General features: G+C 62.0%; 10 protein-coding genes. 5 read left to right on the top strand and 5 right to left on the bottom strand.

Features of this window, described 5'->3' with window-relative positions; genetic code table 11:
* Positions 1-4: 4 nt before the first annotated feature.
* The 3 genes from IPM06_12950 to IPM06_12940 are packed head-to-tail and all read left to right on the top strand — an operon-like array spanning position 5 to position 2984.
* Complete coding sequence (locus IPM06_12950; GenBank protein MBK8771331.1) at positions 5-1183, top strand: CDP-alcohol phosphatidyltransferase family protein; 1179 nt, start codon at positions 5-7, stop codon at positions 1181-1183.
* Positions 1180-2133 carry a hypothetical protein gene (locus IPM06_12945; protein MBK8771330.1) on the top strand — a complete coding sequence of 318 codons (954 nt, stop codon included), beginning with the start codon at positions 1180-1182 and terminating at the stop codon, positions 2131-2133. Before IPM06_12950 ends, IPM06_12945 begins: the two co-directional genes overlap by 4 nt.
* Positions 2133-2984, top strand: a complete 852-nt coding sequence (locus IPM06_12940; GenBank protein MBK8771329.1) for a hypothetical protein — start codon at positions 2133-2135, stop codon at positions 2982-2984. Before IPM06_12945 ends, IPM06_12940 begins: the two co-directional genes overlap by 1 nt.
* Position 2985: 1 nt before the next feature.
* Here the strand turns inward: IPM06_12940 and IPM06_12935 are convergent, their stop codons facing one another.
* Both IPM06_12935 and IPM06_12930 read right to left on the bottom strand, forming a co-directional pair.
* Positions 2986-4236 (bottom strand): class I SAM-dependent methyltransferase, encoded by a 1251-nt coding sequence (locus IPM06_12935; GenBank protein MBK8771328.1) that lies wholly within the window; start codon positions 4234-4236, stop codon positions 2986-2988.
* Positions 4237-4368: 132 nt separating this feature from the next.
* The gene (locus IPM06_12930) at positions 4369-4740 is read right to left on the bottom strand and encodes a hypothetical protein (GenBank protein ID MBK8771327.1); all 372 of its coding nucleotides are present in this window, start codon (positions 4738-4740) and stop codon (positions 4369-4371) included.
* Between the two features lie 63 nt (positions 4741-4803).
* Here IPM06_12930 and IPM06_12925 point away from each other — a divergent pair, with 63 nt between their 5' ends.
* The gene (locus tag IPM06_12925) at positions 4804-6027 is read left to right on the top strand and encodes a pyridoxal phosphate-dependent aminotransferase (protein MBK8771326.1); all 1224 of its coding nucleotides are present in this window, start codon (positions 4804-4806) and stop codon (positions 6025-6027) included.
* Between the two features lie 23 nt (positions 6028-6050).
* Here the strand turns inward: IPM06_12925 and IPM06_12920 are convergent, their stop codons facing one another.
* From IPM06_12920 to IPM06_12910, 3 genes are read right to left on the bottom strand one after another with little or no spacing between them, the layout of a single operon-like run.
* Positions 6051-9287 (bottom strand): efflux RND transporter permease subunit, encoded by a 3237-nt coding sequence (locus tag IPM06_12920; GenBank protein ID MBK8771325.1) that lies wholly within the window; start codon positions 9285-9287, stop codon positions 6051-6053.
* 14 nt (positions 9288-9301) lie between these two features.
* Complete coding sequence (locus IPM06_12915) at positions 9302-10444, bottom strand: efflux RND transporter periplasmic adaptor subunit (protein ID MBK8771324.1); 1143 nt, start codon at positions 10442-10444, stop codon at positions 9302-9304.
* A 19-nt stretch (positions 10445-10463) separates the two neighbouring features.
* The gene (locus tag IPM06_12910; GenBank protein MBK8771323.1) at positions 10464-11015 is read right to left on the bottom strand and encodes a PadR family transcriptional regulator; all 552 of its coding nucleotides are present in this window, start codon (positions 11013-11015) and stop codon (positions 10464-10466) included.
* A gap of 306 nt (positions 11016-11321) precedes the next feature.
* On the opposite strand from IPM06_12910, the gene IPM06_12905 reads away from it, so the two are divergent.
* Positions 11322-12227: a branched-chain amino acid ABC transporter permease LivH gene (locus IPM06_12905; GenBank protein MBK8771322.1), complete on the top strand. Its 906-nt coding sequence runs from the start codon at positions 11322-11324 to the stop codon at positions 12225-12227.
* Positions 12228-12234: the final 7 nt, after the last annotated feature.

Genomic DNA, 12234 nt, shown 5'->3' with positions numbered 1-12234 from the left:
GCACATGAACCCATCGAATACCTCCCCTTCCGGCACGGCGTACGACGCGTCGCTGGCGCTCTGCATCCTGGGCGACAGCGACTTGCGCCTGTTCGGCAAACGCTTGCCGGAGCGGATCGCGGTGCAGTTCGCGCGTGCCGGACTTGCACAGCGGATCAGTGCCGATGAGGCGCGCAATCACACCGGACCCGTCATTGCCGTGCGCGCCGATGCGGTGCTGGACCAGCCGCTTGTCACCGGCCTGATGCAGACGCCGAACCTGTTGCTGCTGGCGAGCGAGGGCGATGTGCCGGTGGCCGCCCACGTGACGGCGGATCAGCTTCCGGCCGTGCAGGCCTCAATGCTGGGCGGAAACCTTCCCAACCTTCCAGGCGTGATGGCGCGCAAACCTTCTCAGCTCGACGTGTCGTTCTGGAAGGCGCTGCGCAAGCGCGAGACGCCCTATGCGCTTGTGGTGACACCTGCTACCGCCGAGGCAATTGCCTGGCGTGTGTTCATGGGCACCTACAAGGGCGCTACCGATCTTGTGACCAAGCACGTGTGGCCGCGTCCCGCTTTCGTGGTGACTCAGTTCCTCGCGGCGCGAGCGATTACGCCCAACATGGTGACGAGCGTCGCCGCCGTCGCCACGGTCGCTGCCTTCTTCCTGTTCCTGCAAGGCCAGTTCGGCTGGGGTCTTCTTGCGGCGTGGCTGATGACCTTCCTCGACACGGTGGATGGCAAACTTGCGCGAACCACGCTCACCTCAAGCAAATGGGGCGATGTCTTCGACCACGGCATCGATCTTGTGCATCCGCCGTTCTGGTACATCGCCTGGGCGGTCGGCCTCTCGGCCTGGGGCCTCGGGCTTGATGCCTCGCTCTTCTGGTGGCTGACGGGCATCATCCTCGGCGGCTACGTGCTGCAGCGTGTGATGGAAGGCATCAGCATCAAGTGGTTGGGACTCGAAATTCACATCTGGCGGCGCATCGACACGTTCTTCCGTCAAATCACGGCGCGGCGAAACCCGAACCTCATTCTCCTCTCCATCGGCTGGCTCGTGGGCCGGCCGGATTGGGGACTGGTGGCCGTGGCTGCCTGGACCGCCATTTGCCTCGTGCTGCACGGCCTGCAACTGGCGCAAGGCCTTGCCGCCAAGCGCAAGGCCGGGGGCAAGCTGTCCTCGTGGATGGCGCAGGCATGACGGCCGGCGTCCTGATCAATCCCAAGGCGGGGCGCGGCAATGGCCGGGGCACCGCACTCGCCACCGCGCTGGAGAAGACACCGCATGTGCAGGTTCATCTGCTGACGCAATTCGGCGCGCTGGAACAGGCGCTCCGGGATTTCGCCAAGGCCGGCGTAACGGACCTGTTCATCTCGTCGGGCGATGGCACGGTGCAGGCGATCCAGACTCTGCTGGTGGAGAAGAACATCTTTCCCGCCCTGCCCCGCCTCTGCCTGCTGCCGCACGGCACAACAAACATGACGGCGGCCGACATCGGTTATCGCACGAAAAGTATCGCGGCGCAGGCGGCCTTCATTGCGGCGCCCAAACCGCAGGAAACGCGCGGACGCCCGACGCTCCGCGCCGTCAATCCGCGCGATGGCGTGCCGCGGCACGGCATGTTCCTCGGCACGGGTGCGGTAAGTGCGGCGACGCGCTACACGCAGGTCTCGCTGAACGACAAGGGCGTCAAAGGCAATCTCGCCACCTTTACGGCGCTGGCTGGAGCTGTGGGCAAGAGCGTGTTCAGCGCTCCCAACCCGCATGATGAAAGCCGGTTCGACCGTCCCTTCCCGCTGACGGTGAAGGCTGGCGACGTGACGCTTGCAACCGGCACGCATCTGCTGGTTCTGGCGACGACGCTCGACAAACTCATCCTTGGCACGCGGCCGTTCTGGGGTGGCAAGACAGGACCGATCCGCCTGACGGTGTTCCCCTATCCGGTGCCAAGCATTCCCCGCTGGTTTCTCTCAGCCATCATGGGGGGCGAGAACCGCCGGCCGCTGCCAGGCGCCGTGAGCCGCGCTGTTCACGCCTGCAGCATCGACACGCCGGCGGAGTATGTGATCGATGGGGAGTTTTTCTTCGGACCATCGCATGAGCCGTTGCGCATTGAGAGCGGTCCTGAATTCACCTACATCATCCGCTGATGGACGACCTCTCGGACTATCTTGGCACGATCACGCAGCGCCCGGTTCACGGGCAGATCACGGCATTTGCGACCGCACTTGCGCAATCCCATCCGGGTACGGTGGCGGTGCTGGCCTATGGATCGGCACTTCGGGATTCCTCGCCTGCCGAAACGCTGATTGATTTCTATGTTCTGGTGGATGAGCCTGCGCATCTCTCGGGCAACGCGCTGATCCGTTTTCTGGGTGATCGCATTCCTCCCAATGTCCATTACGCCGAGCGCGATTTTGACGGTGTCACGTTGCGCAGCAAATATGCCGTCATCACGGCAGCACGCTTTGCGAGGCTCGCGTCGGCGGACACGCGAAATCCTTACATCTGGGCGCGCTTTGCGCAACCGAGCCGCATCGTCTGGACGACATCCGAGTTGGCGCGGGGCGATGTGTTGGAGTCACTCGCAACAGCGGTGCGTACCGCTTACCGGCACGGCCTCTATCTGTCGCCGCAGCAGCCCTGGCAAGGATTGTTTGAAAATACCTACCGCACAGAGTTGCGCCCCGAAGGCCGATCACGGGCGGCGCTGATCGTGGCCGCCGATGCGGACTACTATGCCGACCTCGGCCGCCTGCTTGCGGCCAGCGCGCCGCTGGTCTCGTCGTGGCGCGCCAAGCGGGTCCTCGGCAAGCTGTGGTCGTTGGCACGGCTTGCAAAAGCGGCGTTCACGTTTCAGGGCGGCGCTGATTATGCAGCCTGGAAAATCGAGCGCCACGCGGGCGTGAAGATCACTGTCACGCCATGGCAACGCCGCCATCCCTTCCTGGCCGGGGTGCTGCTGCTGCCGAAATTGCTCAGCCGCAAGGGGCTGAAGTAACTCAACCCACCTTGCGCAGGCGCGGCGTCTTGCGCTCGATCTTGCGCAGGCGGTCTTCCTCGCCCTGGATGTAATCCCGCGTCATGGGAAGGATGTGCTGGTTCAAACCGAACTGGATCTGGAAGTTGTTCATGCCGCCGAAGCGGAAGGCGCATTCGGAACCGGCGAGATAGAACTCCCACATACGGCAGAAGCGTTCATCGTACAGAGCCTTGGCGCGCTCGCGGTTGCCGGCAAAGCGGCGGGCCCAGTGGCGTAGTGTTTCCGCATAGTGCAGGCGCAGGATTTCGATGTCGGTGACGTAGAGCCCCTGCTGTTCCAGATGAGGAATCACTTCCGAAAGAGCCGGAATATACCCGCCGGGAAAGATGTAGCGGTTGATCCAGGCGCTGGTGACGCCGGGGCCATCTGAACGGTTGATGGAATGGAGCACCGCCACGCCATCGGGTTTGAGCAGCGTCGCAGCCTTGGCGAAGAATTCCGGATAGTGCCCGATGCCGACATGCTCGAACATGCCGACTGAGACAATGCGGTCATATTTCTCTTCAAGGTGGCGGTAGTCTTTCAGCAGGAATTGCACGCGGTCCGAAATGCCCCGCTGGCTGGCGCGTTCGGAGGAGAGCTTGTGCTGTTCTTCCGACAGGGTGACGCCAGTCACCTCCGCCCCGCAGACTTCCGCCAGGTAGAGCCCGAGGCCACCCCATCCGGAACCGATATCCAGCACCCTCATGCCAGGCTTGATGTTGAGCTTGGCGGCAAGATGGCGCTTCTTGGCAAGCTGCGCATCCTCCAAAGTCGCGTTGGAACTTTCGAAATAGGCGCAGGAATATTGCCGGTCGACATCGAGGAAGAGGTCGTAGAGTGCGCCAGAGAGGTCATAGTGGCGGGCCACGTTCTCCTTCGCCTTGCCGACGGGATTGTGCTGGGCAATGCGGCGCGTGGCGAGGCGGCCCTTCAACACCACATTGTGAATCCAGTGGGCACGGCCCTGTCGCTCCATATTCCGCATCGACAGCGCCAGAAAATCATAGATCGTGCCCGAGATCAGCGTCAGGCCACCGTTCATGTAGGATTCGCCGAGATTGAGATCCGGATCGAGCGCGATCTTGCGCGCTGCTGCGGCGGAGGTAATCCTCACGTGGACATGCGGTGGAGACTCGTCGCCGTAGCGCGTTTCCGCTCCGGTCCAGTCGGTCAGGCGCAGGTCGCCCTTCCGGATCAGCCGTTTGAGAACTGTATCCAACAGCAACATCGAACACTCCCGCCACTCGCTCACGCAAGGGGACGGCAGCCAGAAGCCAGAGGACCACAGGCTGCGGACCCTTCAACTCAATGCAAAACTAAGCAGATTGGTTCCTGTCTCGCAAGACAGGCCCGGTTGCGATCAGCCGCAGCGGGCCTGCAACTTCCACGCGCCGCCATCATACGCGGGCTTGTTGGTGAGCTTGCCCGTCTTGCCTTCGGGACAGGCGAAGTAGCGGAGCGACGAGGTGGCTACCGCCACGGCATCCTTCTCCTGCTTGGCATTCATGCCGCCCACGGCCATGTCGAAAGCACCACCTGTACCGGGAGCGAAATCGAGATGATAGGTCTTGCCGTTGTAGAAGATGGGCTCGGACCGCGGCTTCAGGACGACTGCCGCCGGGGCAACCTTCTTCTTTTCCGTGCTGATGCGCACGCCATTGGCTTCGTTGTTGCAGGCGGTGAGCGGCAGCGCGAGGGCCAGGATGGCGAGGGAGGCAAGGATTGATTTCATGGGCCGCATGTAGCCGCCCGCCCTCGACGGAGCAAGGAGAAGCTGGCATAGCACGCCCCCATCATGACCAGCGCAAACCCGGCCTTCGACCCCGCCCTGCAACTTTCCTCCCGCGCCAATGCCGCCGATGAAGGTGCCATCATCCGAATGGCGCAGAAATCGCGGGAACTGCGCGCCAAGGGCCGCGACGTGGTGGCATTGACGGTGGGGGAACCCGACTTCGACACGCCGCTCAACATCCGTGATGCGGCCAAGGCGGCGCTGGACCAGGGTTTCACCCATTATGCGCCGGTGGCGGGCATTCCCGAACTGCGGGAAGCCATCGCCACTAAATTGAAGACGGAAAACAACCTGCCCTACCCCGCGTCGGGAATCGTTCTTGCCAACGGCACGAAGCAGGCCATTGCCAATGCCGTGCTTTCGGTGATCGGTCCCGGCGACGAGGTAATCATCCTTGCGCCCTATTGGGTGTCCTATGAGGCCACGGTGCGTCTCGCGGGTGGAACGCCCGTGGTGCTCTCTTCCAGCGTGGACGAGAATTACAAGGTGCCGGCCCAGCGCATCGCCGCGGCGGTGACGGCGAAGACGAAGCTCATCATTCTCAACTCGCCTTGCAACCCCACCGGCGCGGTGTGGACCCGGGCCGAGCTTGAAGCGATTGCGGCGATTGTCGACGCGCACCCCAACCTGATGGTGCTGTCCGACGAGATCTACGAATACATCATGTTCGACGGCGAGATGGTGTCGTTCGGCTCCCTGCCGGGCATGCTGGCGCGCACGATCACGCTCAACGGCTTCGCCAAGGGCTTTGCCATGACCGGCTGGCGGCTTGGCTATGCGGCGGCGGCCGAGCCAATCGCCAAGGCCATGGGCCGCATGCAGAGCATCGTCTCGGCCGGTGCCAACTCATTCGTACAGCGCGCCGCCATCGCGGCGTTGACAGGCCCCCGCGACGAAGTCGCTGCCATGCGCGAGGCGTACCGCCAGCGCCGCGACCTTGTGATCGCGGGGCTGCGCGCCATTCCGGGCCTGCGCATCGGTGATATTCCCGGCACCTTCTATGCCTTCCCGGATGTGTCTGCGGTTTTGGGAAAGGCCGCGGGCAATACACGCATCACCACGCCGGACGAGTTGTGCGACTGGCTGCTGGAAGAGCATGGCGTTGCCACGGTGCCCGGCACGGCCTTCGGTGCGCCCACGTCCATTCGGCTGTCCTTTGCCGCCAGCGAAGACGACATCAAAAAAGCCCTGACGCGCATTGCATCAGGGCTCTCTCAACTCAGCTGAGTGATGTTTTGAAGGCGGCGGATTTACTCCGCCGCTTCCGCGAGGTCGGAACGCTTCTTCCGTCCCTTCTTGTCCTGGTCATTGGCGGGTGCGGACACGACCTTCGGGGCGTGGCCTGTCTCGCCATGGATCACGTTGTCGGCGGCCATTTCATCCTCGTGCTGGTGGGCATCCGCGATGAAGCGGCGGCGGTCACGGGCGACGTAGGAGTACACGGCAGGCGTGATGAAGAGCGTGAACATGGTGCCGATTGCCATGCCAGCGGCGATGATCACGCCGATGTCGAAGCGGCTCTTGGCACCCGCGCCGTTGGCGATGAGCAGCGGAACAACGCCGATCACCATGGCGGCGGTGGTCATCAGGATCGGACGCAGGCGGATGGCCGCGGCTTCCTTGATGGCGGTGTGCTTGTCCAATCCTTCTGTTTCCTGGAGCTTGTTGGCAAACTCCACCATCAGGATGCCGTGCTTGGCAATGAGGCCGATCAGCGTCACCAGACCGATCTGGGTGTAGATGTTGATCGTGCCTGAACCCAGGTTGATGGGCGGGTTGTTCTGCATCATGCCATTGACCTCGCCCAGGATGAACAGCACGAAGAGTGCGCCGAACACCGTGGCCGGCAGGCCGATGAGGATGACGAAGGGATCGCGGAAGCTTTCGAACTGTGCGGCAAGCACAAGGTAGATGAGCAGCAAGGCGACCGCGAAGGTGATCGCCAGCGTGTTTCCTTCGTTCACGAACTGGCGGCTTTCACCCTTGAAGTCGTAGGCCATGCCGCGCGGGAACAGCTCGTCCGCTTTGCTCTTGAGGAAGGCAATGCCTTCACCAATTGTACGGCCCGGGAAGGGCACGCCGGAGAGCGTGGCCGAGTTCAACTGCTGGAACGTCTGCAGTCCGTTGGGTTGCACCGACTTGCTCAGCGTCACAAAGGAGGAAAGCGGCACCATGCTGCCGTCCGTGGCGCGCACGCGGTACTTCAGGATGTTCTCAGCCGTCTCACGCTCGGCGCGGGGCACCTGCGGGATCACCTGGTAGGAACGGCCCTGCACTGTGAAGCGGTTGACGTTGTTGCCGCCCAGCAGTGTGGCCAGGGTGGCACCGACGTCGCGCATGGTCACGCCAAGCTTGTTGGCACGGTCCTTGTCGACGACCAGTTCCAACTGCGGGGTTGAGAAGCGGAGGTCGGCGTTGGTGAAGATGAAGAGGCCGCTTTTCATGGCTTCCGCGTTCAGCTTCTCCAGCACGTCGGCAAGCTCGGTGTATTCGCCTGGATAGGTGATCACGAACTCGATGGGCAATTCACCGGCGCCCACGGGAATGGCCGATGGCGCGGTGGCGAAAATCTGCACGCCCGCCACGTTGCCGAACTTGGGCTGCAATTCTCCCATGACCGAAAGGTCGGACCGCTCACGCTCACCCCACGGCTTCAGGATGAGGCCGAGGAAGGCGGACTGGGCGCTGGGGAAGCCGGTGATGGAGAACAGGTTCTGCCGTTCCGGCAACTTGAGCAGCTCTTCCGACAGAGGGTCGGTGTAGCTGGTGAGATAGTCGAGGTTGGTGTGGTCCGGCGCGTTGACGAAGGCGAAGAGCACGCCCTGGTCTTCCGCCGGCGCAAGCTGGCGGTTGATGGCGTTATAGAGAACGCCGGACAGGACAATCGTCAACACGGCAATCCAGGCGAAGACCGCGCGCTGCCGGATGGTGCCGTCGAGGCGGCGGCGGTAGAAGCGCTGCAAGGCACCGAAGACGCGCTCCACCAGACGGCTGAACCAGCTCTGGTGGGCATGCGACTTCAGGAGTTTCGACGTCATCATGGGTGACAGCGTCAAGGCGATGACTCCGGACACGATCACGGCGCCCGCCAGCGTGAAGGCAAATTCGCGGAACAAGGCACCAGTCAGCCCGGAGGTGAACCCGATCGGCGCATAAACAGCGGCGAGCGTGATGGTCATGGCGATGACGGGCCCGGTGATTTCGCGCGCACCCTTGAGGGCGGCGACGAAGGGCGTCATCCCCTCCTCGATGTGGCGATGGATATTTTCAACGACGACGATGGCGTCGTCCACCACAAGGCCGATGGCGAGCACGAGCGCCAGCAAGGTCAGCAGGTTGATGGAGTAGCCGAGCGCAATGAGCACGACCGCAACACCAATCAGCGACAGCGGAATGGTAACGACAGGAATGAGCGTCGAGCGCAGGTTGCCGAGGAAGAGGAAGATCACGAGGATCACGATGATCGAGGCTTCGGCGAGCGTCTTGCCCACTTCCCAGATGGACTCGTTGATGAACTCGGTCGCGTCGTAGGCGATCTTCACCTCAAGGCCGGTTGGCAACTGCTTGGCGATTTCCGGAATGGCATCGCGCACATTTGCAATGACGGTGAGCGGGTTCGAATCCGGCGTGGTTTCGATGCCCATGAACACGGCCTTCACGCCATCGAAGGTCGAGGCGCTGCCGAAGCTCTGGGGACCGAGGTTGACCTGGGCGATCTGGCCGAGGCGGATGATGGTGCCGCCACGGTTGGCCACGACGAGTTGGCCGAACTGCTCCGGCGTCTCCAGCGAGGTTTGGGCGTTGATGTTCTGTTGCGTGAACAGGCCCTTCACTTCGCCGGCGGCGGTGGTGAAGTTGTTGGACTGCAGGGCTTGCGACACATCAAGCGGTGTAATGCCGAAGGAGGCCATCTTGTCCGGGTCGAGCCAGACGCGCATGGCGAAGGTCGAGCCGCCGAGAATTTCAGCCGCGGCAACGCCGTTGATCGCCTGCAGTTTCGGCTTCACAACGCGGTCGAGGTAGTCGCTCACCTGCGGCGGCGTCATCTCGGTGCTCTTGAAGCTGATATACATGAGCGCGAAGCCAGCACCCGTGGTGCGCTTCACCACCGGATCGTTGGCTTGCTCCGGCAGAACGCCCTTCACTTCGTTCACCTTGGACAGCACGTCGGCCAGCGCGCGGTCAGCGTCGGCATCAAGGCGCAGCTTCAGCGTGATGGTGGAGACATTCTGGGCCGAACGCGAGGTCAAGGTTTCCACGCCTTCCGTGGAGGCCACGGCCTGCTGCAAGGGCGTGGTGATGAAGCCCTTGATCTGGTCGGCGTTGGCACCGGGATAGGCCGTCGTGATTTCGATCTTGGTATCGGAAACTTCGGGGAACTGCCGGATAGGCAGCTTGAGCACGGCCTGCGCGCCAGCGAGCAGGATAAGCAGGCTCACCACCGTGGCAAGGACGGGGCGCTTGACGAAGATGTCGGTGAAATGCATGGGGTTGATGTCCTTTATTGCACCGTCGTCGGGTCAAATTCCTTGAGCGCGATGTCGTTGTTCACGACCACCTTCGCGCCCTGCTCCACCTTGTTCTGCCCAGCTGTCACAACCTTGTCGCCGACAGTCACGCCCTTGATGATGGCGATGCGTCCGTTGCGGACACCTTCCGTCTTCACGAAGCGGCGTTCGGCGGCGAGTTCGCCATCCTTGGCCTTGGGGTCGAGCTGCTTGGCGGGCACAACGGCGTACACCGTGTCACCGTAGAGCGAGAACGTCACGGCCGTCTGCGGAATGGTCACGACCTCCATCGGTTCGCCTGCTTCCACTTCCACATTGGCGTACATGCCGGGCAGCAACTTGCCATCCGCGTTGGCGATCTTGGCGCGCACCGTGATGGTGCGGCTTTCGTCGGACACGCGGGCGTCTGCCGTCACCACTTCGCCGTCATAAACCTGGTCAGGCCAGCTGGCGAAACGGGCGTGGACCTTCTGTCCCACCTTGATCCTGCCAAAATCGGTTTCCGTCACCGCGAAGTCAGCGAAGATATCGTCGGTCTTCTGCAGCCAGGTGATCTTCTGCCCCGGTGCCACGAAGCTGCCGACCGAAATCGAACGGAGGCCGACGCGGCCGTCCCACGGTGCCACGACCGTCTTCAACTTCATCTGCGCTTCCACGCGTTCCTTGTTGGCGGCAAGCTGGTCGCGGAGGGCCTGGGCCGCATCAAGCGAGGCGCGGGCGGCGTAGCCCTTTTCGAACACCTTGCTCTTGCGGGCGAGGTCCGCCTCGGCGTTGACAAGCTGGGCTTCCAGGCTGCGCAGATCGGCTTCGTCGGTCGCCGTATCGAGCTGCACGAGGATGTCACCCTTCTTCACCAGCACGCCAGAATCGAAATTGATCTTCTGCACCGTGCCGCTCACCTGCGGGGTGATGTCGATGCCCTCGGTTGCCTGCAAGGTGCCGATGCCGGCGATAAGAGGCTGCCACGTTTCCGTCTTGGCATCCTCGGCGGCGATGGTCACGGGTGGCCGTGGCGCGCTGGTGATGATCTGGGCGATCATCTTGGGTTTGAAGTCAAAGGCGTAGAAGGCAATGAGGCCGGCAAGGCCGCCAAAGACAATCGTTGCCAAAAGCAAATAGATGATACGGCGGATCATTCGCACGTCTCCAAAAAAATTATTCTGCGGCCACGGACGGTGCTTGCGGCACGCCCAACTCGACCAGTTTTGCCTCAAGATACCTGACAGCCGCTGTCAGTACTGCTTCGCCATAACCCAGAACGAAGTCTGGCCCCCCGGCGATCACTGCGGGATCTACACATTTTTCCCGGCAGTGCCTGATATTTTTCAAGTCCGTCCGCAGATGCGCGAGCTGCGTTTCGGCAGCCGTGACGACATGCTGCGGCGTTAGATAGTGCTGCAGGAACATTTCGAACAGGAACTCAGACTTGTATTTGTCCCGGGCCGGAACAACCGCAAGCCACTTCGACAGCACGCTTCTGCCCGATTCCGTGATGGCGTACACCTTTTTGTCGGGTTTGCCCGCCTGTTCCTCTTCCCGGACCGTGACGAGACCCTGCGCGGCAAGCTGGTTCAGGGCCGGATAGATCGACCCATAGCTCGCCTCGATGAAATGGCTGAAGAAACCCTCCTCGAATTCCTTCTTGATCTCGTATCCCGTGGCTTCCTTCGTGGTCAGGAAACCCAGGCACAGTGTCTTCACGTTCAATGCATCACTCCGATATATGCCGAACAGATATATATCGGGAATTGCCCGAGTTCGCCCGGGGGGTCAACATCCGGCTGGGAACGTCGTGAATCCCGGTGAGGCATTACAATTTGGAATGGAACCGGGGTTTTCCACTACCCTAACACCCTCCAAATCCGATTTCCTCCAAACCGCCCGATTTCCACAGTGAAACCTGCTGATTGCTACACTTGTATTTATGGATTCGCTCACTTAAAACCGCCAGCAACCGGGGTCGCACATGAGCCTTGGGCATACGAGACACGCGTCAATTACATAGGGGGGCACATGGAGTATTTTCTCCAGCAGCTCATTAACGGACTTACACTCGGGTCCATCTACGGCCTGATCGCCATCGGATACACGATGGTGTACGGCATCATCGGCATGATCAACTTCGCTCACGGTGACATCTTCACCGTCGGCGCCTTCATGGCCCTCATCGTTTACCTGCTCGTCACCTCGATGTTTGCAGGCATTCCCTCAGCCATCGCACTTCTCGTCATGATGGTGGTGGCGCTGGTGCTCACCAGCTTGTGGAACTGGACCATCGAGCGCGTAGCCTACAAGCCGCTGCGCGGGTCTTTCCGCCTTGCGCCGCTGATCACCGCCATCGGCATGTCGATCGTGCTGTCGAACTTCTTGCAGGTCTCGCAAGGGCCGCGCAACAAGCCCATCCCCGCTCTCGTTTCCGGCGGCTTCCGCCTGACTGAAAACGTCACCGTGTCGTGGAAGCAGGTACTGATCGTCGTCGTCACGGTGGCCCTGCTCACGGCCTTCTGGTACATCGTGCACCGCACGCCGCTCGGCCGCGCCCAGCGCGCCTGCGAGCAGGACCGCAAGATGGCCGCCCTCCTCGGCATCGACGTAGACAAGACCATCTCGATCACCTTCATCATGGGTGCCGCCCTCGCAGCCGTCGCGGGCACGCTCTACCTCACTTATTATGGCGTCATCGTTTTCTCCGACGGCTTCGTGCCTGGTGTGAAGGCCTTCACCGCCGCGGTGCTGGGTGGCATCGGCTCACTGCCGGGTGCCGTGCTCGGTGGCCTGCTGATCGGCCTGATTGAAGCGCTGTGGTCGGCCTACTTCTCCATCGACTACAAGGACGTGGCCGCCTTCAGCATCCTTGCCATCGTGCTCATCTTCATGCCTTCCGGCATTCTCGGCCGGCCCGAAGTGGAAAAGGTCTAAGCACATC

This window comes from Hyphomicrobiales bacterium, assembly GCA_016710435.1.
Classification (GTDB): Bacteria; Pseudomonadota; Alphaproteobacteria; order Rhizobiales; family Aestuariivirgaceae; genus Aestuariivirga.
The sequence above is the reverse complement of the archived record's forward strand: the minus strand, read 5'-3'. Positions and strand labels throughout refer to the sequence as shown.